19 protein-coding genes and 1 pseudogene are annotated in these 25,604 nt (G+C 58.8%); 11 read left to right on the top strand and 9 right to left on the bottom strand.

All coding sequences use genetic code 11. The features are described 5' to 3' along the window. Positions 1-92: 92 nt before the first annotated feature. The 3 genes and pseudogenes from CK911_RS08415 to CK911_RS08405 form a co-directional block, all read right to left on the bottom strand. Positions 93-1,148, bottom strand: coding sequence for a lipocalin-like domain-containing protein (locus CK911_RS08415; protein WP_172954093.1), 1,056 nt, complete (start codon positions 1,146-1,148; stop codon positions 93-95). Between the two features lie 185 nt (positions 1,149-1,333). Next, a pseudogene (locus tag CK911_RS08410) lies at positions 1,334-3,762 on the bottom strand (FtsX-like permease family protein). 24 nt (positions 3,763-3,786) lie between these two features. After that, positions 3,787-4,467, bottom strand: a complete 681-nt coding sequence (locus tag CK911_RS08405) for an ABC transporter ATP-binding protein (RefSeq protein WP_098969622.1) — start codon at positions 4,465-4,467, stop codon at positions 3,787-3,789. A 198-nt stretch (positions 4,468-4,665) separates the two neighbouring features. Here CK911_RS08405 and CK911_RS08400 point away from each other — a divergent pair, with 198 nt between their 5' ends. Then, complete coding sequence (locus CK911_RS08400) at positions 4,666-5,133, top strand: DUF4357 domain-containing protein (protein ID WP_042019202.1); 468 nt, start codon at positions 4,666-4,668, stop codon at positions 5,131-5,133. Between the two features lie 294 nt (positions 5,134-5,427). Here the strand turns inward: CK911_RS08400 and CK911_RS08395 are convergent, their stop codons facing one another. Next, on the bottom strand, positions 5,428-6,066 hold the full coding sequence (locus tag CK911_RS08395; RefSeq protein ID WP_098969621.1) for an NAD(P)-dependent oxidoreductase: 639 nt from the start codon (positions 6,064-6,066) through the stop codon (positions 5,428-5,430). A 101-nt stretch (positions 6,067-6,167) separates the two neighbouring features. Between CK911_RS08395 and CK911_RS08390 the strand changes: the two genes are divergently transcribed. Then, on the top strand, positions 6,168-7,058 hold the full coding sequence (locus CK911_RS08390; RefSeq protein WP_098969620.1) for a LysR family transcriptional regulator: 891 nt from the start codon (positions 6,168-6,170) through the stop codon (positions 7,056-7,058). A 108-nt stretch (positions 7,059-7,166) separates the two neighbouring features. On the opposite strand, the gene CK911_RS08385 is transcribed toward CK911_RS08390, so the two are convergent. Next, positions 7,167-8,069: a LysR family transcriptional regulator gene (locus CK911_RS08385; protein ID WP_042657726.1), complete on the bottom strand. Its 903-nt coding sequence runs from the start codon at positions 8,067-8,069 to the stop codon at positions 7,167-7,169. A gap of 95 nt (positions 8,070-8,164) precedes the next feature. Next, complete coding sequence (locus CK911_RS08380; protein WP_042019210.1) at positions 8,165-9,076, bottom strand: LysR substrate-binding domain-containing protein; 912 nt, start codon at positions 9,074-9,076, stop codon at positions 8,165-8,167. Between the two features lie 277 nt (positions 9,077-9,353). Between CK911_RS08380 and metE the strand changes: the two genes are divergently transcribed. Beyond that, complete coding sequence (gene metE, locus CK911_RS08375; RefSeq protein ID WP_098969619.1) at positions 9,354-11,618, top strand: 5-methyltetrahydropteroyltriglutamate--homocysteine S-methyltransferase; 2,265 nt, start codon at positions 9,354-9,356, stop codon at positions 11,616-11,618. 182 nt (positions 11,619-11,800) lie between these two features. Then, positions 11,801-12,550: an ABC transporter substrate-binding protein gene (locus CK911_RS08370; RefSeq protein ID WP_042019213.1), complete on the top strand. Its 750-nt coding sequence runs from the start codon at positions 11,801-11,803 to the stop codon at positions 12,548-12,550. Positions 12,551-12,586: 36 nt separating this feature from the next. Here CK911_RS08370 and CK911_RS08365 read toward each other — a convergent pair whose 3' ends face one another. Continuing rightward, complete coding sequence (locus tag CK911_RS08365) at positions 12,587-13,450, bottom strand: LysR family transcriptional regulator (protein WP_098969618.1); 864 nt, start codon at positions 13,448-13,450, stop codon at positions 12,587-12,589. Positions 13,451-13,617: 167 nt separating this feature from the next. Here CK911_RS08365 and CK911_RS08360 point away from each other — a divergent pair, with 167 nt between their 5' ends. From CK911_RS08360 to CK911_RS21175, 5 genes are all read left to right on the top strand, one after another. Beyond that, positions 13,618-15,051, top strand: coding sequence for a glycoside hydrolase family 1 protein (locus tag CK911_RS08360; protein WP_098969617.1), 1,434 nt, complete (start codon positions 13,618-13,620; stop codon positions 15,049-15,051). A gap of 193 nt (positions 15,052-15,244) precedes the next feature. Next, positions 15,245-17,005, top strand: a complete 1,761-nt coding sequence (ycaO, locus tag CK911_RS08355) for a 30S ribosomal protein S12 methylthiotransferase accessory factor YcaO (protein ID WP_098969616.1) — start codon at positions 15,245-15,247, stop codon at positions 17,003-17,005. 381 nt (positions 17,006-17,386) lie between these two features. Continuing rightward, the gene (focA, locus tag CK911_RS08350) at positions 17,387-18,235 is read left to right on the top strand and encodes a formate transporter FocA (RefSeq protein WP_068977892.1); all 849 of its coding nucleotides are present in this window, start codon (positions 17,387-17,389) and stop codon (positions 18,233-18,235) included. 46 nt (positions 18,236-18,281) lie between these two features. Continuing rightward, the gene (gene pflB / locus CK911_RS08345) at positions 18,282-20,564 is read left to right on the top strand and encodes a formate C-acetyltransferase (RefSeq protein WP_042019222.1); all 2,283 of its coding nucleotides are present in this window, start codon (positions 18,282-18,284) and stop codon (positions 20,562-20,564) included. A 337-nt stretch (positions 20,565-20,901) separates the two neighbouring features. Beyond that, positions 20,902-21,066: a hypothetical protein gene (locus CK911_RS21175; protein ID WP_157774546.1), complete on the top strand. Its 165-nt coding sequence runs from the start codon at positions 20,902-20,904 to the stop codon at positions 21,064-21,066. Positions 21,067-21,197: 131 nt separating this feature from the next. Here the strand turns inward: CK911_RS21175 and CK911_RS08335 are convergent, their stop codons facing one another. Both CK911_RS08335 and CK911_RS08330 read right to left on the bottom strand, forming a co-directional pair. Beyond that, complete coding sequence (locus CK911_RS08335; RefSeq protein ID WP_042019284.1) at positions 21,198-21,632, bottom strand: YcgN family cysteine cluster protein; 435 nt, start codon at positions 21,630-21,632, stop codon at positions 21,198-21,200. Positions 21,633-21,783: 151 nt separating this feature from the next. Beyond that, complete coding sequence (locus CK911_RS08330; RefSeq protein WP_098969614.1) at positions 21,784-22,269, bottom strand: cell division inhibitor; 486 nt, start codon at positions 22,267-22,269, stop codon at positions 21,784-21,786. 229 nt (positions 22,270-22,498) lie between these two features. Between CK911_RS08330 and CK911_RS08325 the strand changes: the two genes are divergently transcribed. Both CK911_RS08325 and CK911_RS08320 read left to right on the top strand, forming a co-directional pair. Continuing rightward, positions 22,499-22,696, top strand: coding sequence for a DUF4250 domain-containing protein (locus CK911_RS08325; protein WP_042019225.1), 198 nt, complete (start codon positions 22,499-22,501; stop codon positions 22,694-22,696). A 375-nt stretch (positions 22,697-23,071) separates the two neighbouring features. Beyond that, positions 23,072-25,549, top strand: coding sequence for a glycogen/starch/alpha-glucan phosphorylase (locus CK911_RS08320; RefSeq protein ID WP_068977889.1), 2,478 nt, complete (start codon positions 23,072-23,074; stop codon positions 25,547-25,549). Positions 25,550-25,604: the final 55 nt, after the last annotated feature.

The following is a 25,604-nucleotide window of genomic DNA, read 5'->3' as shown; positions in this document are numbered from 1 at the left end:
AGTGTAAATGAGGAGGGTAATAACAATAGCAAGGAACTGAGTGCACAAAGTATCGCAAGCACTGTCCCGAGTAGCCCAAAGAACCAACCACGTTAGTAGCCCGTCATCTCCAGATAGCCCAGCCCTTGGGCATCTCCCCCCACAGTCACAGCCCCCTCCCAGTAGTCAAAGCGACCTGTCATGGCCTGATTGGGCTGACGGGCTTTGATGGTGAGGCTCATTCCGGCGGCTTCCAGCTGCCACTCGACGGGGTAATCCTGCCCCTTGGGGCCGCGCCAGGTGTTGCCCGGCGTAAGGCGAATCGCGTCGGGGGCGAGCACCCGGCTGCTGCCATCCCGCTCAATCAAAATACCGTAACGGTTTTCTGGCTGGTTTTCGGGATTAGCACTGTGTCCCGATTTGGTGCGCAGGCGAAACAGCATCAGCTCGCGGCCATCGGACAGTTGCAGCGAAAACCAGTCCCAGCCCGATTGCCACTCGGCCAATACCGAGCTGCTCCATTCGTGATCAAACCAGCCTTGTCCGCTGACGGTGCGGGTCTCGCCATCGCGAGTCAGGGTGCCGCGAAGAGTGAGGCGCGGGTAGGAGTAGTAAAAGGAGGCGTTGCCCGGGCTCTTCTCGCTGTAACCGGCTTTGCCTTGCAGCACCAGCGGCTTGGCGGCAGTGACGGTGAGGTTCAGCTCGCCAATCTTGCTCTGTACCTTGAGGGTGGCGGGGAACAGCGCAGCCCCTTGCGAGGCAAGCCGCCACTCCCTGAGCCAATATTCGCCGCCGCTGGCTCCCGCCAGCCCCGGCCCCTGCCGACTGGCCCGTTCATCTTGCTGGTGGCTGCCACGGTCGAGATCCGTGATGGCAAACTGGGCCAGCCAGAGCTGGGGAGTGAGCCAGGGGTTGCTGGTGCGGAGTTCTTGCTCGATACCCTGGCGAAACAGGGTCCATTGCATGCCATATTCGCGCCCCTGCTCATCCTTGAGGTTGCCGGTGAGATACCACCACTCGGAGCGGTAATCGGGGTGGGCGGCGTGATCCTCCGGCAGTTGGATGGTTTGCCCCGGCAGTACCTTTTTAAAGCTGTCGTTGCCGCCGCCGAGCAGGGCGCCCAGATCGCTGGCCTGCGCGCTGCCGCTCATGGTGATAAGCGGAAGCAAGAGGGCGGCGAGCCAGCGGGCGCGCAATGAGCACAAGATTCCCCTCACCCTGACCCTCTCCCGAAGGGAGAGGGGATGGAGCGCGGCCGCTCTGCGATCTTCTCTGTGCTGGAGAAAGGTCGGGAATAAAGGGCCGGTCAATGGGGTCGTCAAGCCATGGCTGAGCCAGCGCAGTAAACGATGTTTCATACCACTCTCCTTGCGGCATACCAGGAGGCCAGTGCGCCACAGACCGGTGCCAGCAACAGGGCCGTGACCGCATGAAGGGGAGCGGCTTCGAAGGCGAGGCGCCAACCAAAGGCGCGGGGGTTAACCACCTCGATCAGCACCCACGCGAGGCCATACCCCACCGGCAGGGCCAGCAGGGCGGTGAGCAGCCCCAATCCCGCTCCTTGCCACACCAGCAGCTGGCGGCAGTGGCGGGGGCTCAAGCCCAGACTCTGCAAGGTCTGCAGCTCGCCACGGCGTGCCAGCCCCAGCACCATAAAGGCCGAGCCGATCCCGACAAAGGCGATGCCGAGGATCAGCAACTTCAATAGCTCGGTCACCACAAAGGTCTGATCAAACACCTTGAGGGCCGCGCTGTGAATGGCGGGGGCTGACAGCAGATTGAGCTGCTCGCCAAAGCGGGCGCGCAGGCGGTCGGCCAGCTGCTCGGGGTCATCGCTGAAGAGGGCAAGGGATTGCACCGCCCCCTCGCTAAAGGCATGGAGGATCTGCCCCTTGTCGCTGCCGTAGTCCTGATAGACGCCGGTGACGGTGAACTGCCTTGGCCCCTGCTGGCCGGTGATCGCCAACGTCTGGCCCACCTTGACCCCGAGACGCACCGTCAGCGGTTCACTCGCCAGCACTTCGTCAGTGCGGGTCGGCCAGCGCCCGGCCAGCAGCGGATAGGCCGCTTTGAGCTGCGGGATAAAGTCCATCTGGGCCCATTCGATGGGTTGCCCCTGCCAGCGGGCGGGGTGCACAGAACGGCGCGAGGCGGCGCTCACCAGCGGATTGGCGAGCAAGGTCTCGAGGGTTGTGTCGCTCAAGGTGCCTTTGCTGCCCGCCACCCCTTGGGGGCGGTGACATAGAGATCGGCGGCCAGACGCTGGCCAAGCCAGATCTCCACGCTGGAGCGAAAACTCGACACCATGACTCCGATGCCGATGGCTGCCGCGATGGCCAGCTGCAACGCCATCACCGCGATGGCGGTGCGATCGAGGTGATAGAGGGTCTCGGCCACCCCAAGCCGGGCGGTGAGGGGGCCGCGCGCGCGCCGTCGCAGCCAGCCAAGCAGGCCGCGCAGGGCATCGGGCAGCCAGAGCGCCATGGCGAGCAGCCAGCCGCCGGCGATAAACAGCGCACCGGTGAGACCGGTTTGCGGTAGCCACAGGCACAGAGCGCACAGCAACAAGATGGCGATGGCCAGAATGCGCCGTCGCCACGGGTGCGCGGGGGGGCTGCTGCTCCCGGCGCGCAGTTCAAGGGGGGATTGGCGCAGCAGTTGCCACCAGCCGGGCAGGTTGGCGGCCAGCGTGCCGAGCAGTCCGATCAACAGCGCTTTTAGCAGGCTCAAAGGGGAGAGGCGCAACAGGTCAATGGGGTTGGGGCCATAGAGATCGGCCAGCGCCTGGGTCAGTTGTCCCATTAGTGCCAGCGCCAGCAGGCTGCCGAGCAGCACCCCGAGCAGGGTCCCGATTGTGGCGAGAATCACCAGCTCCAGGATGAGCCAGCCAAGCACCCGACTCGGTGGCATCCCCAGAATGATCAGCTGGGCCAGCTGGGGTCGGCGCACGCTCTGCACAAATCGCTGGGCGTTGAACACCAGAAACAAGCCCACCGCCATGGCGAGCAATGACAGCGCCGTCAGGTTGAGGGCCAGCGCATCGCCAAGCTGGCTGGCATCGAGCGCCGGGCTGATGGGCTCAAGCCAGAGCGGCTGCTTGGGCTGACCAGTTTGCAGTGTCGCTTGCAGGGTGCGGGCTTCGCTGTCGCTGAGCTTGAAGAGGATGCGATTGAGCCGACCTGCTTTGCCAAGCAGCGGCTGGGCGAGGCCGATATCGGTTATCAGCAGCCGCTCCATGGGCACGGCACCGGGGGTGAAGGTGCCCGCCAGCGTCAGGATCAGGGGGCGGGCGCTGGCGCCGTCGCTGCCACCCAGCACAAAGCGGCGGCTCTGACCCGGTTGCCAGCCAAGGCGATCTGCCTCGGGGGCCGCCAGCCAGACGCTGTCGGCACGGCTTAAGGAGAAGGCGGGGTCGCTATCAGGCCGGGTGCCAAATAGCTGACGCAGGGGGCCGGGGTTGAAAAGATCCATCCCCAGCAGTTGAAAGCTGCGACCCTGCTCATCCTTGAGCCAGCCGTGGAGCTGGGGCATGGCATCGAGGGCGGGCTGGCTTTTCACCAGTTGCACGTAAAGCTGTTCATCCAGCCCGCCAGTGGGGGCCAGCCGGTAGTTGGCTTCCCCTGCCAGCTGGCTGCGGGCGGCGACAAAGTTGGTGCGGGCGCTGTGATTGAGCAGCTCGATGGCCACCACCAGCGAGACTCCCAGCACCAGCCCGGCCAGACTCATCAATAGCAGCCAGGGGTGGCTGCGATAGAGGCGCAGCAGCGCTTTGAGTGGCAACATCAGCTGGCCACCGGCAGACGCAGCTTAGCCATGACGGGGCCCCTTGAGTTCGATCAGCAGACCCCCTTCGAGGCGCAGCACCCTGTCGGCCAGGGCGGCATAGGCCGGGTTGTGGCTCACCAGCAGCAAGCCTGCGCCTGTGTCGCGCACCGCCGCTATCATCAGCGCCATCACCTGCTCGGCATTGTGCTCATCGAGGCTGCCGGTGGGTTCGTCGGCGAGCAGCCACCTGGGCTGATGGATGAGGGCGCGGGCCAGCGCCACCCGCTGTCGCTGGCCACCGGAGAGCTGCTCCGGCCAGGCATGGCGCTTATGGGCCATATCGAGCTGTTGCAGCAAGCTGTCAATCTTGGTCTCATCCTGTGGCAGACCGTTGATGGCCAGAGGCAGGGCCAGATTCTCGGCCACGTTTAGGGTCGGCAGCAGGTTGAAATCCTGATAGACGATGCCGAAGTGGCGGCCACGCAGGCGCGCCCGCTCGTCGGGTGATCGGGTGTCGATACGGGTCTCTCCCAGCCAGATCTCCCCCTCGTCCGGTGCAATCAGCCCGGCGATCAGATTGAGCAGGGTTGACTTGCCGCAGCCGCTTTGGCCCAGCAACAGGGTGATCTCGCCCGCGGGGAGGGCGAGATCGAGATGGTGGAACAGCGGCAGTCGTTCACTGCCGTTATCAAAGCTCTTGTAGAGGTTGCGCAGGGTCAGCATGGGTTAACCGTTTGATGGTCAATGGCTTTCATCATGGTCGTTACGCTACCACGGCCGCCAATGATCAACACAGCCTTGCTGTTGATCAAGAGTGCCAGTTAGTGATCAAGGCGGCAAAAGAGCAGTGGATCCTCGCTGGATCATGGTTGCCCGAGGTGGTTAGAATAGAGGCTTCCATGGGTCACAGGATGAGCAAGGATGTTACACAAGCAAGTCAGTTTTATCATCGATAGCAAGGGCAACAAGCAGGCTGCCGTCGTCCCCATCGAGATCTACAACGAGCTGATGACCCTGCAAAAGGCGCTCGCCGACAACCGGCCGGGGGAGCGCGAGCTCTACCACTTCAACGGCAAGGGGGCCGAGGCCCACGGTTATCCGGTGGGCAAGCGGCAAAATCCGGGCTTTATGGTGCTGGCGGGATCCACCGCCAATGGCGAGGATGCTGCCTCTTTGCGCGAGGCGGTGATCGAGCTGCGGCTGGAGTTGCTGGAGAAGGGGATCATAGTGCCCCGCAGTCAGGGCGGTTTTGTCTTTACTGCCGATCAGCTGTTCAACAGCCCGAGCCTTGCGGCCAGTCTGGTGGCGGGCAATAACCGCAGCGGTCTGGATGCCTGGCAAAACAACGCAAGCTATACCCTCAAGCAGTCGGGTTTTGGCAAGAAGTAACCCGACGCTATCGATGTCACATCATTTGACCATCTCTTGACCCGGGTGAGCTGGTGGGCGCTGGCTCCCTGACTGCTGCCGCCAGCCTGGCCAACCTAGTGTGATGCATAGTGCTGCGGATGGTGCGCCCCATGTCGGGCGCCCTGTTGAGGGCAACCAGAGGCAAGCTGCCAGCGGCAAAATGATCAAAGCAGAAGGGAGGCGGATGCCTCCCTTCTGTTTGAGCGGGTTATCACCTGATCGAGCGCGCAGGGGAGTGAGCGAGAATGTCTGGCCTTAACAGCCTGTTGGCGCTCAGTAACCCAGAGTAAAGCGCTGGCGCAGGTGAGCCGGTTTTTCCGCCTCGTTCAGCACGCCATCGGCCAGATCACCGGCGCTGATCCCGGCAGGCTGCTCGCCACTGAACAGCACCTGATCGCCACCCAGTCGATAGCCGCCGCGCTTCTCACCCGGTTCCAGGAACACCGGGGGAGAGACAAAGCGCCAGTCGAGGGCGGTTTCACGGCGCAGGGCAGTGAGACCGTCGCGGGCCGCCAGTGCGCCTTGTTTCCACTCGGCTGGAAATTCCGGGGTATCCACCAGTTGCACGCCGGGGGCGATCTCCAGACTGCCAGCACCACCTACTACCAGCAGCCAGCTGTTGGTCTGCACGGCGGCCGCTACGATGGCGTTGGCGCCTTTGAGGTACTGCTCATAGATATCCGGTGTGGTCCAGCCCGGGTTGTAGGCGCTGATCACCCGATCGTGCCCTTTGAGCACCTCGGCCAGCGCATCCGGGTTCTGGGCATCTACCGCCACGGCGGTGACCTGCGGATGGGCGGCCACCTTGCTGACATCGCGGACGATGGCGGTGACGTGATGGCCGCGGCTGACGGCCTCGTTGAGGATGGCTGAACCGACAAAACCGCTGGCACCGATCAGGGCAATCTTCATGGGGAACTCTCCTTCACTGTTGGAATGAGGCTATCCTACGCCCCCGGATATGATTTAATAATCACCTCAAAAATGCATTCACTTATAAGCTGGATTTAATAATGGAACAGCTCAGACGTTACGCCATCTTCGCTGCTGTGGTGGAGGCAGGCAGCATGACAGGTGCGGCCAAATCCCTCGGCATGACCCCCTCTGCGGTCAGTCAGCATATCAGCCAGCTGGAGAGCCTGCTTGGGCTGACCCTGCTCCATCGCTCTACCCGTCGGCTCAGTCTGACCGAGGCGGGAGAGGTGGTGTGGCAAGGGTGCCGGGCGTTGCAGCAGACCCTGAGCGAGACCGAGCTGCGCCTTTCCGAGGTGCGCGACGCCTTGCTCGGTGAAGTGCGGATCACCGCCCCGGTGGGGATGGCGGGCCAACCGCTGGCACTGGCCCTCTCGCCGCTGTTGCAGGCCCACCCCGGCCTCACCATTCAGATCATCGCCGACGACGAGAAGCGGGATCTGATTGCCGAGCGGATCGACGTGGCGCTGCGGGTCGGCAGCCTGCCTGACTCGACCCTGGTGGCCCGCAAACTGGGGCAAACCCGGATGCTGCTCTGCGCCGCCCCCGCCTATCTGGCGCGCAAGGGGACGCCGCGCACGCCCGCCGATCTGGCGACTCACGACTGGCTCTGTGGCGACATGCTGGGCAACGGTTTGTTGCTACTTGATGAGAAGGGGGGCGAACACAGGGTCAGGTTCAAACCCAGGGTGCTCTGCAATAACGTGTTGCCCCTGCGCCAGTTTGCGCTGGCGGGGCAGGGGATCTCGCTGCAACCGGAGGGGGAAATTGGTGAGGATCTGGCGCTGGGGCGTCTGCTCGAACTGCTGCCCGGTTTTCGGGTGGCGCCGATGGAGATCCACGCCATCACGCCGCAGCGGGAGATCCCAGAGAAGGTGCGGCGGGTGGTGGAGGCGCTGCGCAGCTATTTCGGTACCACGATGTCGGCATGAGCTGCGTCTCAATGGTTGGCAGAGCGCGCCCGATTATCCTGAAGACCGCTTGCCCAGAATATCGATAGCCCAGATAAGTAGATGGGTGGGCTGAATTGTGAAGCGGGCTTAAAACGAGCAGACATTGCGCACTTGTTGTTTGAGCCAGTTCAGCCCCGCATCCTGATTGGAACTTTTGTGCCAACTCATGTAAACCGGGCAATCTTCCGAGATCCAGGGGAGGGGGTAGCTGGCCAGTGCCAGGGTATCACCCAGCATATCCATGTGCCACTGGCTGGCAACGCAGAGCCAGTCGGTACGGCTCACCAGATGGAGGGCGGTGAGCAGGGAGTCGCTCTCGTAGGCGATCTGACGGGGTGGCAGCGGTGCCTTGGTCAGAGTATTGAGTAACAGGTTGTCGAGCCGTCTGGCCTGCAGCACCACATGCTTTTCGTTGAAGAAGGTGGTCATGTCGGGGGCCTGGCGGATCCGCGGGTGATCCTTGCGGCAGGCGATGCGCAGGGGCTGGGACATGATCTGCTCGTTTTCAATACTCTGCTCGACCATGGGTTTGGTCGCCAGCACCAGGTCAACGCTGTGCAGATAGAGACTGTTCTGGCGCAAGGCTTCATCCTGCACCTGGGTGTTCCACTCCAGCTGGCAGTTGGGGGCTTGGATCTGCAGCAGGTTGTTGAGTTCCGGCAGGAAGAAGACATCGATATCAGGGACGCCCGCGATGCGAAAAGTGCGCCGACTGGTATGGTGATCAAACAGGTCGGTGCGTTGCAGACTGCGCTCCATGTCATGCAGCGGCACCATGATCTCGTGGTGCAGGCTCAGCGCCCGTGCCGTGGGGGTAATTCCCCGCCCCTGACGGACAAACAGCTGTTCGCCCACCAGCGCGGTCAGGCGGCTGATGGCCTGGCTGATGGCCGAGGGGGTCATCTCCATCATCTCGGCGGCGGTGGTGACGCCCCCATAGCGGATCACAGCATCCAGGACGCGAAAGAGATTCAGATCAACGTGGGACATGATGGCTACCGTTAAGCAACGTTAAAGCATCAGGATACTGTTCTGCCCCTTGTCAGGCCAGCATTGCCTGCGATAACTGTGATTTTTCCCTCTCCTCAACCATTCCCCATCTTGTTGCGAATGCATTCGAACAGGCTCTGCAGGCAGGCTTGATCCCGGTCGGCGGCTCGCACCGCGCCATACATATGGCGACGGATACCGCTGCCGAGGGGGCGGGCGCAAAGCATCCCCTGTCTGACAAACTCCTCGCTGGCCCAGCGCGGCAGGGCGGCGACCCCGAGCCCGGCGGCGGCCATCTGCAGCATCACGGAGGTGTTGTCCACCAGCTTGCAGCGAGCGGGCTCCACCCCGGCGGGTTGCAAAAAGCGGCTGAAGATATCCATGCGGCTGCGCTCCACCGGGTAGACCAATAGCACCTCCGCCCCCAGATCGCCCGGTTCGATGCGGCTCTGGTGGCAGAGGGGGTGATCCGGCGCCATCACCAGAGTCAGATCGAAGGCAAACAGCGGCTCGAAGTGGAGATCTCCACGGGCTTGCACGTCCGAGGTGAGCAGCAAGTCGAGCTGACCGCCGAGCAGGGCATTGATGGCATCAAAGCCCGGTACTGACTCCACTTCCAGATCCACCCCCGGCCATTGGCGGCGAAATTCCGGCAACAGCGGCAGTAGCCACTGGATGCAGCTGTGGCAATCGAGCGCCAGATGCAGCCTGCCCGCATCGCCGCTCTGCAGGGCCTGCAACTGCTTCTCGGTCTGGGCCAGGGCGGGCAGTACCTGACGGGCGAGGGCGAGCAGCTGGCTACCTGCCGCAGTCAGCACCAGCGGACGGCTTTTGCGCAGGTAAAGTTCGAGATTGAGGCGGGTCTCCAGCTCTTTGAGCTGGTGGGAGAGGGCGGACTGGGTGAGGTTGAGGGTCAGCGCCGCACCGGCCAGCGAGCCCTGCTCGGCCAGCGCGGTCAATGTTTTCAAGTGTTTGATCTCTATCCCTGCATTGCTTGGCACTGCCATAAGATGGCTCCTTGTGAGATTGCGTATGGCGCTGAGGTTGCTGGCGGCGGTTAGCCTCCTGCGCTTATTAATACCGGCACTTTTTGCACCTGTAAAAATCGGCCTCTGTATCCTCGCGGTGAACCTGATTGGCGGTCAGTTGAGGATTATTTGAGAGCCACTTGAAGAGGATTCAATAGCCAGCGTCACCTTATCTTGTCATTTTGGATGTGTAAACATCTGGATGGCTAAATCATCCAGTTCCCCATCAGATGAATGAGCATAAGGAAATGAACCTATGACACGAGCACACACCCTGGGCTTCCCCCGTATCGGCGCCAAGCGTGAGCTGAAATTTGCCCTCGAATCCTACTGGCGTGGCGAGACCACTCAGGCCGAACTCGTTGCCGTGGGCAAGACGCTGCGTGAGCGCCACTGGCAGGCCCAGCACGGCGCCGGGGTCAATCTGCTGCCGGTGGGCGACTTTGCCTGGTACGATCAGGTGCTCGGTACCAGCCTGCTGGTGGACGCTGTGCCTGCCCGTCACCGCCATGGCGAGACCGATCTCGACACCCTGTTCCGGGTGGCCCGCGGCCGTGCGCCGACCGGCCCGGCGGCGGCCGCCGCCGAGATGACCAAATGGTTCAACACCAACTATCACTATCTGGTGCCGGAATTCAGCCGTGACCAGCGCTTCAAGCTGGGCTGGAGCCAGCTGTTTGACGAGGTAGAAGAGGCCAAAGCACTGGGGCTGCCGGTCAAGGCGGTGCTGCTGGGACCGGTCTCCTACCTCTGGCTCGGCAAGGAGAAAGAGAGCGGCTTCTCGCGCCTTGAACTGCTCGATCGCCTGCTCATCGTCTATCAGGAGATCCTGGCCAAGTTGGCCGCCCAGGGAGTGGAGTGGGTACAGATCGATGAACCTGCGCTGACGCTGGACTTGCCGGATGAGTGGCGGCTGGCCTACCTCAACGCCTACGAGCGTCTGGCTGGCCCCTGCAAGCTGCTGCTCACCACCTATTTCGGTTCGGTCGCCCATCAGCGCGACATCATCACCAGCCTGAAAGTGGATGGCCTGCATCTGGATCTGGTGGCCGCCCCCGAACAGCTGGAGACCCTGGTGCCGCATCTGCCCGCCCAGTGGGTCATCTCCGCCGGGGTGATCAACGGCCGCAACGTCTGGCGTGCCAATCTGGCCAAGCTGGCGCCGACTCTGAAGGCACTGAAAGCCAAACTCGGCGAGCGGCTCTGGGTGGCCTCATCCTGCTCATTACTGCATAGCCCGGTGGATTTGACTCTGGAGCAGGAGCTGGATCCCCAGACCCGCAGCTGGTTCGCCTTCGCCTTGCAAAAATGTTTCGAGCTGGGACTGCTCAGAGACTATCTGGATGGGGGCGAGCTCTACAAAATCACCGCCTACAGCCAGCCCATCGTCGATCGGGAGTCCGACAGCCGGGTGCACAAAAAAGCGGTGCAGTCACGGCTCGCCAGCCTCACCAACAGCGATTTTGATCGCCACAGCCCCTATCCGGTCAGAGCCGAGCTGCAGCGGGCCGATCTCAAGTTGCCGCTGCTGCCCACTACTACCATCGGCTCCTTCCCGCAGACGTCGCAGATCCGGGTATTGCGTCAGGATTGGCGCGCCGGTCGCATCGATGACCGCGCTTATGAGGCGGGCATTCAGGGGGAGATCCGCGATGCTATAGAGCGTCAGGAGGCGATCGGGCTGGACGTGCTGGTGCACGGCGAGGCCGAACGCAACGACATGGTGGAGTATTTCGGTGAGCTGCTGGATGGCTTTGCCATCACCCGCTTCGGCTGGGTGCAGAGCTATGGCTCCCGCTGCGTCAAGCCGCCGGTGATCACCCGTGACATCGACCGCCCGACTCCCATGACCCTGGCGTGGACCCAGTTTGCCCAGAGCCTGACCGACAAGCCTGTCAAGGGGATGCTGACGGGCCCGGTGACCATCCTCTGCTGGTCCTTCCCGCGGGAAGACGTGAGCCGCGAGCAGTCCGCCCTGCAAATTGGCCTGGCCATTCGCGACGAGGTGGCGGATCTGGAAAGCGCGGGCATCAAGATCATCCAGATCGACGAACCGGCGATCCGCGAAGGCTTGCCCCTGCGCAAACAGGATCATCAGGCCTATCTCGACTGGGCGGTGCGCGCCTTCCGTCTGAGCGCGTGCCCGGTGGCGGACAGCACCCAGATCCACACCCACATGTGTTACAGCGACTTCAACCTCATCATCGAGGCGGTGGCTGCGTTGGATGCGGACGTGATCACCATCGAGACCAGCCGTAGCCAGATGCAGCTGCTCGAAGCGTTCGAGCGCTTCAACTACCCCAATGAAATCGGCCCAGGTGTCTACGACATCCACTCGCCGAACGTGCCGAGCCAGAGCTGGATTGAAGGGTTGCTGCGCAAGGCGGCCAAGCAGATCCCGGCCGAGCGGCTGTGGGTCAACCCGGATTGCGGCCTCAAGACCCGTGGTTGGGAAGAGACTGAGGCCGCACTCAAAGTGATGGTCAATGCCACCAGGGCGCTGCGGGCCGAGCTGGCGTAACCAGCAAGCCATGACCGCCATCGATAAGGTGGCGTGCTGACAAGCTGACACGCTAACGAGAGAGGGGAAGCCACTGCTTCCCCTCTCTTTTTTGCTGGCTACTTTTTCGCTGGCTCCTGATCCTTGCCGCAGCGCGCTTTGCACTAGGCTCAGAGTTGGCAGAGGTGGATGGAGTTGCGGCCATGAGAGTCAGGCTGGGGAGCGTAATCCTGTGGGGGTTGTTGATGTGGCAGAGTGCCTTGGCAGCGCCCGCTCCCGAGTTGAAAATGGCCTACTTTGACGACTTTGCCCCATATTCGTGGCGTGACGAGCAGGGCAAGATGCGCGGGCTGATGATCGATGTGATGGATCGGGTGGCGGGGCAGATGGGGCTGCGGGTCACTCATCAGGGGTATCCGTGGCAACGGGCCCAAAAAATGGTACGGATGGCGCAGGCAGATGGCTTCGTGACCATCGCCACCCGGGAGCGGCGCAGCTATACCCTGATTGTGGATGAGCCAGTCACCATGACGGTCATGACCATATTTACTCAGCTTGGCCACCCCCAGATGGCGGGGTTCCAGCGAGCCAGCCGCTTGAGCGACCTCAAGACCTTCACCTTTCTCGACTATCTGGGCAACGGCTGGGGCAAGGAGAATCTGGCTGGCTTTCGCGTGCATCTGACCATCAATGTCGATAACGTCTTCAAAATGCTGGCGGCGGGTCGGGGCGACTTGATGGTGACCGATCCACTGGTGGCGCGCTTCAAACTCAACGAACTGGGGTTGTCCGGGCAGGTGGTTGAGGTGCCGCTGCTGCTGGCATCGACCCCGTTCAACCTCTGCATTGGCAACCATTCCCGCTTTAATATCCGCATAGCCGAGTTCAACCGGGCACTGCAACAGTTGCGTCAAAGCGGTGAGTTGGCGCGTATTGTTGCGCGCTATCGTTGATGCGCTGCTGACATCCGCTATTTGCCAGCAGCGCGTTTATCCCTGCGTCATATCGGCGATGGTTGCCCAGAAGGCGTCTATTAATGGCCCCTTGCTGTGGGGCGGACGAATCAGCCCAATGGTCCAGCAGGCTTCCCCATCTCTCAGGGGCAGGGTAAGTACATCTGGGTGCTCTATGGTGGTGGAGGAGGGGACCAGGGTCCAGGCGATCTCCGCCGCTGCGGTGGCAACCCCGGCGGCGAAGTCGTTGACGTACTGGATATCGCGAAAACGCAGTCCGCTCTGGGCCAGATAGTTCATCAGGTGATCGTAAAACGACGGTGCCTTGTCCCGCCGCAGGATCGCCAGCGGTTTGTCCACCAGATCCGCCAATTCCCTCACATCGCGGTAGCTGGCGGGCAGCACGGCGACGAAGTGGGCCTCGACCACCGGCAGGGCATGCCACCCCTTGGGGGCGGGCAGGCGGCAAAAACCGAGATCCAGCTTGCCTTCACTGAGCGCCAGCAATTGGTGGTGGGTGGAGAGATCGTTGAGCTCGATGGTCACCTGTGGCCGCTCGGCGCGAAAACGGGCGATGGCGGCGGGCACCAGGATCTTGGTAGCGACGCCAAAGCCGATACGCAGGGTGCCGACATTGCCCGCCAGTACGTCGCGGGCGGTGCGCGAGAGCTGCTCGCTCTGGATGACCACCGCGCGGGCATCCTCATACAGCGCTCTACCCAGTCCGGTCAGGCGGGTGCTGCTGGCGTTGCGCTCGAACAGCTCGCCGCCCAGCTCCTCCTCCAGCCGCCTTATCTGTTTGCTCAGGGCCGACTGGGTAACGTGCTGGCGCACCGCCGCCTGTCCGAAATGCAGTACCTCCCCCAGTGTGACGAAGGCTTTCAGATCCCGTAGCTCCATCAGGGCTCCTTTCATTCCTGTCGGGAATGTTGAGTGGTCATATTTGTCATTGGACGGAATTTTAGAAGTGTTGGATGCTGATGCCAATTCATTTCGGGCGCCCCAACGCGGGGGCGCCGAGTTATCAAAGATGGCTGACACCATCAGCGCAGCAGGAGCAACACCAGATGCATCACCACAAGTTCAACGACTTCCCGAGCGATTTTCTGTGGGGCGCCGCCTCCGCCGCCTATCAGGTGGAAGGGGGCTGGAATGCCGATGGCAAGGGGCCCTCGGTGTGGGATCTCTTCACCAAGCTGCCGGGCAAGACCTTTGAGGGGAGCAACGGCGATGTGGCGGTGGATCACTACCACCGTATGGAAGAGGACGTGGCGCTGATGGCCGAGATGGGGCTTAAGGCTTACCGCTTCTCGGTGAGCTGGCCGCGCATCTACCCCACCGGTCGCGGCGAGGTGAACGAGGCGGGGCTGGCCTTCTACGAGAAGCTGATCGACACCCTGCTGGCGCACCAGATCGAGCCGGTGCTGACTCTCTACCACTGGGACTTGCCGCAAGCGCTGCAAGACGAATACGGCGGCTGGGAAGACCGACGGATCATCGAGGATTTCGAGCGCTACTGCGTGACCCTCTATCAGCGCTTTGCCGGCAAGGTGAAGTACTGGGTCTCCCTCAACGAGCAGAACTACAACCTGACCAACGCCTATCAGCTCGGCACCCATCCGCCTGCGGTGCAGGACCGCAAGCGCTTCTTTGCCGCCAACCACATCGCATTTTTGGCCAATGCCCGGGTGATCAAGGCGTTTCGCCAGCATGTGCCGAATGGCTTGATTGGCCCGAGCTTTGCCTATTCCCCTGCCTATCCGGCGTCGTGCGACCCGAAAGATATGCTGGCCTACGAGAACGCCGAGGAGTTCAACAACCTCTGGTGGCTCGATGCTTACTGCTTTGGCCGCTATCCGCAGGCGGCGCTCGCCTATCTGCGGGAGAACGGCGAGGCGCCGGAGATCCTGCCGGGCGATTTGGCGCTGCTGCGAGAGGGGACGCCCGACTATATTGGCGTCAACTACTACTACACCCTGACCTACACCGATAACCCCCTGGGCGGTCAGACCCTGCAGCGGATCAACACCACCGGACAGAAGGGGACTACGCCGTCGAGCGGCATTCCCGGCCTCTTCAAGACGGCGCCCAACCCGCACCTTGAGACCAGCAACTGGGACTGGGCCATCGACCCGACCGGGATGCGCATCGCCCTGCGTCGCCTCTCTTCCCGTTACGGCTTGCCGCTGATGATCACCGAGAACGGCCTTGGCGAGTTCGACCAGCTGGAGGCGGGCGACAAGGTAAACGATGAGTACCGCATCGATTATCTGCGCAGTCACGTCAAGGCGTGCCAGGAGGCGCTGCAGGATGGGGTGGAGCTGCTCGGCTACTGTGCCTGGTCGTTCACCGACATCCTGAGCTGGCTCAACGGCTATCAGAAGCGCTACGGCTTCGTCTATGTGGAGCGTGACGAACAGGGCGGTTCCCTGCGCCGGATCAAGAAAGCGAGCTTCCACTGGTACAGCCAGGTGATCGCCAGCCAGGGCAAGCAGCTCTGACGATGTATCGCTTCGCGTAACAAGCGGGCCCGGGCAATCCCCGGGCCCGCGCTGTTTGTGGTGTAGGGGCGGGGAGCCGCCTCATTGATGACCTTGCTATCCCCCTTGTTTGCTGATTTTTGTCCTGCCAAAGCCGCCGACCCCTGCTATTATCTGCGGCCAAACATGAGCCAATAAAAATCAGGATACAGTGATGACAGACCACACTTTTATTCCCGGCAAGGACGCGGCACTGGAAGACTCCATCGACCGTTTCCAGACCAAGCTGCAAGCCTTAGGGTTTGATATCGAAGAGGCCTCCTGGCTCAATCCCGTACCCAACGTCTGGTCAGTGCATATTCGGGACAAGGAGTGCGCCCTCTGTTTCACCAACGGCAAGGGTGCCAGCAAGAAGGCGGCGCTGGCCTCGGCCCTTGGCGAATATTTCGAGCGTCTCTCTACCAACTACTTCTTCGCCGATTTCTATCTGGGCGAGCAGGTAGCCAACGGTGATTTCGTTCACTACCCGAACGAGAAGTGGTTCCCCATTGAGGGTGATCAGTTCCCGGCCGGTCTGCTCGACAGCTTCACCCGCAAGTTCTACAACCCGGACGGTGAAGTGACCGCTGACATGCTGGTGGATCTGCAGTCAAACAACGAGGAGCGCGGTATCGTCGCCCTGCCGTTCGAGCGCCAGTCTGATCACCAGACCGTCTATATCCCGATGAACATCATCGGTAACCTCTATGTCTCCAACGGCATGAGCGCCGGCAACACCCGCACCGAAGCCCGCACCCAGGCGCTCTCCGAGGTGTTCGAGCGCCACGTGAAGAACAAGATCATCGCCGAGGCCCTGAGCCTGCCGCTGATCCCGGACGAGGTGATTGCCCGTTATCCGGGGATTGCCGCGCCTATCGCGGCCTTGGAAGCGGAAGGTTTCCCCATTTACAGCTTCGATGCCTCCCTGGGTGGCCGTTATCCGGTCATCTGCGTGGTGTTGCTCAACCCGAGCAACGGCACCTGCTTTGCCTCCTTCGGCGCCCACCCGCGCTTCGAAGTGGCCTTCGAGCGCACCGTCACCGAATTGCTGCAAGGTCGTGGCCTCAAAGATCTGGATGTGTTCGTGCCGCCGTCATTCGATAACGAGCAGGTGGCGGATCACCACAACCTCGAGACTCACTTCATCGACTCCTCGGGCCTCATCAGCTGGGATCTGTTCAAGCAGGATGCAGACTTCGAGTTCGCCGACTGGGACTTCCGTGGCACCTCGCAAGAGGAGTTCGACCACCTGATCGGCATCTTCCACGAGCTGGAGCAGCCGGTTTACATCGCCGACTACGAGCATCTGGGGGTTTACGCCTGCCGCATTCTGGTGCCGGGCATGTCTGACATCTATCCGGTTGAAGATCTGCTGCTGGCCAACAACAACATGGGCGCCAACCTGCGCGAAGTGATCCTGGCGTTGCCATCGCTGGAGTGGGATGCCGAGCAATATATGGCGTTGTTTGATCAACTGGATGAAGAGGGGCACGACGAGCGCACCCGTGTTCGCGAGCTGTTGGGCATCGCTGCCGCCAAGGGCACCGCGCTGCACACCCTGCGGGTCGGTGAGCTGAAAGCCATGCTGGCACTGGCTGCTGGCGAGCTGGAGACGGCCATGGATCTTATCGACTGGACCATGGAGTTCAACCAGTCAGTGTTCACTGCCGAGCGAGCCAGCTACTACCGCGCCCTGCGTGCCTGCGTCGAGTTGTTCCTCGACGAAGAGCGGGATCCGGAGCAGTATCGCGCCGTCTTCACCCGCATGTACGGCGAAGAGACGCTGGCGCTGGCGTGGGCCAACGCCAGTGGCGAAGCGCGCTTCCACGGGCTGGAGGCGGCCGACTTGTCGCTGTCGCAGTTCCCGTTGCATCAGAAGCTGCTGGCGGCTTATGAGAAGCTGCAAAACGCCAAGCGCGCCCATAGCTGGGCGTAACCCTTGTGGTAGAGGGAGGGGCCGTGTGGCCCCTTCTGTTTATCGCGCGGTAAGATTGGTGATTTTTATTCCAAGATGAAATAAAAAACAAAAAATACCCCTAATGGGGTTGATGAAGGGGCAGGGGATGTGCTGTCGAGCTGCAAAGATATCTTGCCAATATCATCTTTACGTGCATGGTAATAAATTGTTTGAAATCATTAAATTAAACACACAGCATTTCTGTTTCAGCTGAAACCTGGTGTAAACTGGCGCAGCCGTTGCACTAAAATATTTGTAGTAAAATTACATTCACAGTCTGATAAACTTGATCGATGTCAATTTTGGCCATTTGGCCCTTTGTTATGATTTCAACAGGCAAAACATTCAGGTAGATAAGAATTGAAAGCTGAATCCCCATTCGATTGTCTCAAGCCAGAAGCCATCGCTGCATTGGCTGAAGATATCACCTATGCCAAGGCCACCAAGCCGGCATACAAGGTCATTCCACTGGCCATTACCGCAGGCGCTTTCATCGCCATCGCGTTTATTTTTTACATCACAGTGACCACAGGTTCAGGCTCTATGTCTTGGGGCATGGCCAAGCTGGTCGGTGGTCTCTGTTTCTCCCTGGGTCTGATCCTTTGCGTGTTGCTCGGTGCCGAGCTGTTCACCTCCACCACCCTGACGCTGGTGGCCAAGGCCGCCAATCGCATCAGTTGGGCCCAGTTGCTCAAGAACTGGGGTCTGGTCTACTTCGGTAACCTGATCGGCGGTTTGCTGATGGTTGGCCTCATCATCATGTCAGCGCAATATACTGCGGCAGATGGTCAGTGGGGGCTGAATGCCCTGAAAGTGGCCCAACACAAAATTCACCACACCTTCTTTGAAGCCGTGGCGCTGGGTATCCTTTGTAACTTGATGGTGTGTCTTGCGGTGTGGATGGCCTTTGGGGCCCGCACTGCCACCGACAAGGTGATGGTAATGTTGCTGCCCGTGGCCATGTTTGTGGCATCCGGTTTCGAGCACAGCATTGCAAACATGTTTATGATTCCGGTGGGCATCGCTATCCATAGCCTGGCCAGCCCGGAGTTTTGGCAGGCCATCGGCCAGGATCCGGCGACCTTTGCCGATCTGACCGTATCCAACTTTGTCCTACACAATCTCATCCCTGTCACCATCGGTAATATCATTGGTGGTGGCGTGATGGTTGGTTTGACTTACTGGTTTATCTTCCGTCGTCATCATTAAGGATGATTGCGGGATACTACATCAATACCGTGTGAGGTAATGAAAAATGGCAGAACTTAACGAACAGTTCCAAAAAGCATGGGAAGGCTTCGCGGCCGGTGAATGGCAGACTTCTGTCAACGCCCGTGACTTCATCCAGAAGAACTACACCCCGTATGAAGGTGATGAGTCCTTCCTGGCTGGAGCGACCGACGCAACCGCCAAGCTGTGGGACAAGGTCATGGAAGGCATCAAAATCGAAAACCGCACTCATGCGCCGGTCGATTTTGATACTGATATGCCCTCCACCATTACCGCACACGATGCCGGTTATATCGATCAGAGCCTGGAGCAGATCGTTGGTCTGCAGACTGACAAGCCGCTGAAGCGCGCCATCATCGCCAACGGCGGTATCAAGATGGTTAAAACTTCTTGCGAAGTGTACGGTCGTCAACTTGACCCGATGGTCGAGAAGATCTTTACCGAGTACCGCAAGACTCACAACCAGGGCGTGTTTGACGTTTACACCAAAGACATCCTGAACTGCCGTAAGTCTGGTGTTATCACCGGTCTGCCTGATGCCTACGGCCGTGGCCGTATCATCGGTGACTACCGTCGTGTTGCCCTGTACGGTATCGACTTCCTGATGGCCGACAAACTGGCCCAGTTCAAGTCCCTGCAAGCTGACCTGGAAAACGGCGTCAACCTGGAAGCCACCATCCGTCTGCGCGAAGAGATCTCCGAGCAGCATCGTGCCCTGGCACAGATGAAGGTCATGGCTGCCAAGTACGGTTGTGATATATCCGTTCCGGCCAAGAATGCCAAAGAAGCTGTACAGTGGACCTACTTCGCCTACCTGGCGGCAGTCAAGTCCCAGAACGGCGCTGCCATGTCCTTCGGTCGTACCTCCAGCTTCCTGGACGTGTACATCGAGCGTGACCTGCAGAAAGGCGTGATCACTGAGCAAGAAGCCCAGGAGCTGATGGACCACATGGTCATGAAGCTGCGTATGGTTCGCTTCCTGCGTACCCCGGAATACGATTCACTGTTCTCTGGCGACCCGATGTGGGCTACCGAGACTCTGGCTGGTATGGGCGTTGATGGCCGTACTCTGGTCACCAAGAACAGCTTCCGTATGCTGAACACCCTGTACACCATGGGCCCGTCTCCTGAGCCAAACCTGACCATCCTGTGGTCCGAGAAGCTGCCGGTCGGTTTCAAGAAGTACTGTGCCAAGGTATCTATCGAGACCTCTTCTGTTCAGTACGAGAACGACGACCTGATGCGTCCGGATTTCAACAACGATGACTATGCCATCGCTTGCTGTGTATCCCCGATGATCGTTGGTAAGCAGATGCAGTTCTTCGGTGCTCGTGCCAACCTGGCCAAGACCATGCTGTATGCAATCAACGGTGGTATGGACGAGAAGCTCAAGATCCAGATTGGTCCTAAGACTGACATGGTGACCTCCGAGTTCCTCGACTACAACGATGTGATGAGCCGTCTTGATCACTTCATGGACTGGCTGGCCAAGCAGTACGTTGCTGCGCTGAACATCATCCATTACATGCACGACAAGTACAGCTACGAAGCCTCACTGATGGCGCTGCACGACCGTGACGTATATCGCACCATGGCGTGTGGTATTGCTGGTCTGTCTGTTGCTGCTGACTCCCTGTCTGCCATCAAGTACGCCAAGGTCAAGCCGATCCGTGACGAAGATGGCGTAGCCATCGACTTCGAAATCGACGGTGAGTACCCGCAGTTCGGTAACAACGACGAGCGCGTTGATGATATCGCCTGTGAGCTGGTTGAGACCTTCATGAAGAAAATTCAGAAGCTCAACACCTACCGTGGCGCTGTTGCTACCCAGTCTGTTCTGACCATCACCTCTAACGTGGTATATGGCAAGAAGACCGGTAACACCCCGGATGGCCGTCGCGCTGGTGCTCCGTTCGGCCCAGGTGCAAACCCGATGCACGGTCGTGACCAGAAGGGTGCTGTTGCTTCCCTGACTTCTGTTGCCAAGCTGCCGTTTGCTTACGCGAAAGATGGTATCTCCTATACCTTCTCCATCGTACCGAACGCACTGGGTAAAGATATGGAATCCCAGAAAGCCAACCTGGCTGGCCTGATGGATGGTTACTTCCATCACGAAGCCAACCTGGAAGGTGGTCAGCACCTGAACGTTAACGTGATGAACCGTGAAATGCTGCTGGACGCCATGGAAGACCCGGAGAAGTATCCGCAGTTGACCATCCGCGTATCCGGTTATGCCGTTCGCTTCAACTCTTTGACCAAAGAGCAACAGCAAGACGTCATCACCCGTACCTTCACCGCTTCTCTGTAATCGAGACGTAGTGAGTAAAAACCGGCGCCAAGGCGCCGGTTTTTTTATGTGTGCGATTCAAGGGGGAATAGACTTCCAGGATCAAGCATCATCGCAATCACAAACGTTGTTATGGGGTATTTGAACAGGGTTATGGCATAGCGGTTCACCAGGATTGACCTTGGCATTACCTGTAACGCGATCACGCTTGATTCGCGCGCTATCGCCACCCAGGGAGGCTGCTTTGCCTGTCACTGCGCCAGTGGCGCGTATGACCCGGCGAACTGGCTTATCAGGCTTACGGGTTAACAGAGACGCCATCACGGGTGTAAAGCAAAACCCATAAGCTTGCGGCTCTGTGATCATTTTCTGCCTCTGCCTCTGCCTCTGCCTCTGCCTCTGCCTCTGCCTCTGCCTCTGCCTCTGCCTCTGCCTCTGCCTCTGCCTCTGCCTCTGCCTCTGCCTCTGCCTCTGCCTCTGCCTCTCTGCCGCTATCTTCTACCAATGTACCGGTGTGTTGTAAGGAGGGGGCTACGGTGATCCTGCCAGATATGCGTTGGGTTCTTCTCAATGAAGCGGAAAACCATGTCTGCAGAAACAACAAGGGCTGCACAATGTGCAGCCCTTGTCTCAATGAAAATAGGGGGGAGCGTGTCAGCTGGCCCAGGTGATGATGTGATCAATCCATTCACCTGCCTGCTCCTCGTGAATGACCTTGCCACGTACAGATTGACCTGCCTGATGCATCGCGGAGCGACTGCCCGTCAGCAGAGGATGCCACTGTGGCAGGGTGTCACCTTCTGCTAGCAAACGATAGGCGCAACTAGAGGGCAGCCAGTCATATTCGGCAATCTTGTCATGGGTGATCTGCAGGCAATCAGGCTCTTTTTTGAAACGATTGGTATAGTCAGAGCACTGACAGGTCTTGGTGTTGAGCAGGTTACAGGCGACATTGGTGAACACCAGCTCGTCGGTATCTTCATCGATAAGCTTGTTGAGGCAGCATTTGCCACAACCGTCGCAGAGGGATTCCCATTCGGACTCAGTCATCTGCTGCAGACTCTTGGTCTGCCAAAAGGGGGCTTGCATGATGCCGCTCACTTAATTCACCTGATAAAGCGCGTGGTTATACCCTGTGTGACTCACAATTTCAAGAAGAGGGTCATAATGACGGCAAAATAGCTGCCATGGTGTCAAATTGCGGCGGATCATCTTGATGTGTCTATGGGGTGACCGTGCCTTAATGATTGAGATAGATGTCCTGCTCTGCATAGGCAAGTAGGGGTGTGATTGGGCTGCTTCGTTGTGTGCCAAAGAAACGAGTCAGCACACCAGATTGTTGTCCCAGACGTTGCAGCTTGGCGTGATCCAGCTCGATCTGCTCGGGGAGCCAGGTAAACACGGCGGCACAGTGGCCGTTGCCCAGACAGCGCTCCAGAGTCTGTTGCCAGTTCTTGATTTTAGGGCTGTGTACTACCAGTACCCTTTTGGGATCTATGCCTTGCTCTTGCAGCCGCACAGCGGTGGGGCGCCCCGGTGGTGCTATCAGCAAGATCCAGCCGGCGTGAGTGTTGCCTAGCTTGGCCAATTCAGTCAGAAACTGATCATCAGACTTGATCGTCACGCCATAGTGAGCAGATTCCGCTTTGCAAGCGGTTCTGGTTGGCCATGGGTTACTCATGGCACGGTTCATCGCAAACGGCAGTGAGTGCAGAGGCTGGTTCATAGTTCAATTCCTGTATGAATGTCCAAGCTGTATGTGTATACAGTAGTTCTATCCTGCGGTAGTGACAAGGTGTTTTTGCTGAAATCTGTGATGGGGTTGGCACGGGTTTTACTCACGATGTTGTTTTTAAAGGTTTTTTATAAAAACCACGCCGTGTGTTTTTTGCTCTATGGACAAATGGCGCTGCACCGCCCATGGTTATACAGGCCATTTAAAGGGAGGTGCCGCTATGGATATAAGTACCTTGCAGCGTCTGGATGCCAACATCTTGCTGGGTATCATTAATGAAAAACTGAGACTGGAGTGTGATGGGCTGGAGGAGCTGCTGGCCTATTACGATATGAGTGAAGCCCAATTGGCAGGACGTCTGGATCAGATTGGGTACCATTACGATCCATTGAGCAATCAGTTCAAGGCACATCTCTGAGGGTGCAATGATTGCTTCATATTTATACGGTAATTTTTAAGGCGCATTGAAATCGGTTTCAATGCGCCATCTTGATGTCTATTTTCAGGGATTTTCAAGGCTTGGCAATCTCTGAAAACCTATTCATGCCATAATATTTTCATTTACTTTATAAGCTATTGATAATTAAGGTTATGTTTGTTTTTCCACAATCAGTTAAAGGAAAGGGTTTTCAAGCTTTTCAGGCTGTTTTTATCGGTTAAAGTGTGACTTGCGTTAACTTTTAATTCTGCCGCTTTAGTTAGTATTCTCACGCCGGTACATATTTTGAGATAACAACAGCGCCGGTCCCGCAAGCGGGATAACAATTTTATTTGTAACGAAGGAATATGGTTTATGGCTACCAAGAAGAAGACAGACCAGGATCTCCAACTGGATAAAGATCAGCTCAAGGCGAGTATCGTGCGTCACCTGCGTTCTACCTTGGGAACAAGCGAACAGAAAGCCTCCCCCGAAGCGTGGTGGAAAGCCACTGCTGCGGCCGTCAATGAACAGGTGTACGAGCGCCTGACCCGCACTCAGCAGACTCACTTCAAGAAAGATACTCGTGCCATTCACTATCTCTCTGCTGAATTCCTGATGGGACGATTGACCTCCAACAACCTGCACAACCTCTCCCTGTACAAGGCTTGTGAAGAGGCGCTGGGTGAGCTCGGTCTGGAGCTGACCGACCTTTGCGAGCAAGAGCCCGACATGGCCCTCGGCAACGGCGGCCTGGGTCGTCTGGCTGCCTGCTTTATCGATTCGCTGGCAACCCTTAACTATCCGGCGGTCGGCTATGGACTCCATTACGAACATGGTCTGTTTCGTCAGGAGATCCAGGATGGCCGTCAGATCGAGCGTCCGGACTCCTGGCGTGAATACGGTAACCCTTGGGAAATTTGCCGACCGGAATCCGTTCAAGAGATCCCGCTCTACGGCTATGTGGAGACTGTATTCGGTGACAAGGGTGGCCTGAAAAAAGTATGGCATGCCGGTCGCAAGATCAAAGGGGTGCCTTGGGATATCCCTGTCGTCGGATTTGGCGGTAACACGGTCAACATTTTGCGCCTGTGGGAATCCCGCGCATCCGAGTTTTTCGACTGGGACGTATTCAACGCCGGTGGTTACATCGACTCTCAGGCTGAAAAAGCCCAGGCAGAGACTATCTCCAAGGTGCTCTATCCGAACGATGATACCGATGCGGGCAAAGAGCTGCGCTTGATCCAGCAGTACTTCTTCTGCGCCTGCTCCATCAAGGACATCATGCGCCGCTACAAGCGGGTGCATGGCGCTGATTTCAGCAACTTTGCCGCGCAAATTGCCATTCAGCTCAACGATACTCATCCGGCGGTGGCTATCCCCGAACTGATGCGGGTACTGGTGGACGAGGAAGATCTGAACTGGGAGGCCGCTTGGGCCATCTGCTATCAGGTGTTCTCCTACACCAACCACACTTTGCTGCCTGAAGCGCTGGAGAAGTGGTCAGTCAGTTTGTTTGAGAAGGTGTTGCCCCGTCATCTGGAAGTGATTTACGAGATTAACGCCCGTTTCCTGAGCGAGCAGGTCGAGCCCAAGTGGCCAGGCAATGATGTCATCAAGGCCAAGCTCTCCATCATCGAAGAGGGGAGTGTGCGCAAGGTACGGATGGGCAATCTCTGTGTGGTCGGCTCTTCCAAAGTGAACGGCGTAGCCGAGATCCACTCCAAACTGGTGAAAGAGGACCTCTTCCCCGAGTATGCCGAGCTGTGGCCTCAGAAGCTGTGCAATGTCACCAACGGGGTGACACCGCGTCGCTGGCTGTTGGCTTGTAACCCTGAGCTGGCCGGGCTGTATACCGAAGTGGTTGGCAAAGAGTGGCCGCTGCAACTGGACAAACTGCGTGGGGTGGCGAAGTTTGCAGATGACAAGGCGTTTCAGCAGCAGTTTATGACCATCAAGCGTCATAACAAGGAGAAACTGGTCAAGGTTATCAAGGCAGAGACAGGCATTGATGTCAGCGCCGAGGCGATCTTTGACATCCAGATCAAGCGTCTGCACGAATACAAGCGCCAGCAGCTGAACCTTATCCACATCATGGCGCTGTATCGTCGCCTGCTGGCCAACCCGGACTATGACATGCATCCGCGGGTGTTCATTTTCGGATCCAAGGCCGCCCCCGGTTACAAACTGGCCAAAGACATCATCTATGCCATCAATAAGTTGGCGGATCGGGTCAATAACGACACCCGTATCCAGGGCAAGCTGAAAGTGGTGTTCATGCCGAACTACCGCGTCAGCCTTGCGGAGAAACTGATCCCGGCGGCCGATGTCTCCGAGCAGATCTCCACTGCAGGTTATGAGGCTTCTGGCACCGGCAACATGAAGATGGCGCTCAACGGTGCGATCACCATAGGTACGCTGGACGGCGCTAACATCGAGATCGCTGAAGAGGCGGGTGCCGAAAACTGTGCCATTTTTGGTCTGACGGTCGACGAGGTGAAGTCGTTGAAAGCGCGCGGTTACAACCCGTACGACTTCTACTATGCCAACTCAGAGCTCAAAGCCGTGCTGGACTGGTTTGATACCGACTACTTCACACCTGGTCGTCCGGGTGAGTTGGCCTCCATCAAGCGCTCCTTGCTGGAAGGGGGAGACCCTTACCTGGCCTTGGCGGACTTCCAGTCCTACTCAGAGGCACACAAGCTGATCGATACCTGGTATCGGGATCCTGCGCTGTGGGCCAAGAAGGCAATCATCAACTCGGCCACCATGGGCAAGTTCAACTCCGACCGATCCATTCAGGACTATGTGGATCGGATTTGGAACCTGAAGAGTTGCAATGTTGCGGGTTGATTAACCACTGGATATGAAAAAGCCCTCGCACTGCGAGGGCTTTTTGTTTTGGCGT

Origin of the sequence: Aeromonas sp. CU5 (genome assembly GCF_002586745.1) — a bacterium.
GTDB classification, from domain to species: Bacteria; Pseudomonadota; Gammaproteobacteria; order Enterobacterales; family Aeromonadaceae; genus Aeromonas; species Aeromonas sobria.
Note: the sequence above shows the minus strand (reverse complement) of the source record. Positions and strands in the feature narration are given on the sequence as shown.

Excerpts from the sequence above, each read along its gene's own strand:
- CK911_RS08405 (WP_098969622.1), bottom strand. The coding sequence starts at position 4,467 with ATGCTGACCCTGCGCAACCTCTACAAGAGCTTTGATAACGGCAGTGAA.
- CK911_RS08400 (WP_042019202.1), top strand. The coding sequence starts at position 4,666 with ATGTTACACAAGCAAGTCAGTTTTATCATCGATAGCAAGGGCAACAAG.
- CK911_RS08395 (WP_098969621.1), bottom strand. The coding sequence starts at position 6,066 with ATGAAGATTGCCCTGATCGGTGCCAGCGGTTTTGTCGGTTCAGCCATC.
- CK911_RS08390 (WP_098969620.1), top strand. The coding sequence starts at position 6,168 with ATGGAACAGCTCAGACGTTACGCCATCTTCGCTGCTGTGGTGGAGGCA.
- CK911_RS08385 (WP_042657726.1), bottom strand. The coding sequence starts at position 8,069 with ATGTCCCACGTTGATCTGAATCTCTTTCGCGTCCTGGATGCTGTGATC.
- CK911_RS08380 (WP_042019210.1), bottom strand. The coding sequence starts at position 9,076 with ATGGCAGTGCCAAGCAATGCAGGGATAGAGATCAAACACTTGAAAACA.
- metE (WP_098969619.1), top strand. The coding sequence starts at position 9,354 with ATGACACGAGCACACACCCTGGGCTTCCCCCGTATCGGCGCCAAGCGT.
- CK911_RS08370 (WP_042019213.1), top strand. The coding sequence starts at position 11,801 with ATGAGAGTCAGGCTGGGGAGCGTAATCCTGTGGGGGTTGTTGATGTGG.
- CK911_RS08365 (WP_098969618.1), bottom strand. The coding sequence starts at position 13,450 with ATGGAGCTACGGGATCTGAAAGCCTTCGTCACACTGGGGGAGGTACTG.
- CK911_RS08360 (WP_098969617.1), top strand. The coding sequence starts at position 13,618 with ATGCATCACCACAAGTTCAACGACTTCCCGAGCGATTTTCTGTGGGGC.
- ycaO (WP_098969616.1), top strand. The coding sequence starts at position 15,245 with ATGACAGACCACACTTTTATTCCCGGCAAGGACGCGGCACTGGAAGAC.
- pflB (WP_042019222.1), top strand. The coding sequence starts at position 18,282 with ATGGCAGAACTTAACGAACAGTTCCAAAAAGCATGGGAAGGCTTCGCG.
- CK911_RS08335 (WP_042019284.1), bottom strand. The coding sequence starts at position 21,632 with ATGCAAGCCCCCTTTTGGCAGACCAAGAGTCTGCAGCAGATGACTGAG.
- CK911_RS08330 (WP_098969614.1), bottom strand. The coding sequence starts at position 22,269 with ATGAACCAGCCTCTGCACTCACTGCCGTTTGCGATGAACCGTGCCATG.
- CK911_RS08325 (WP_042019225.1), top strand. The coding sequence starts at position 22,499 with ATGGATATAAGTACCTTGCAGCGTCTGGATGCCAACATCTTGCTGGGT.
- CK911_RS08320 (WP_068977889.1), top strand. The coding sequence starts at position 23,072 with ATGGCTACCAAGAAGAAGACAGACCAGGATCTCCAACTGGATAAAGAT.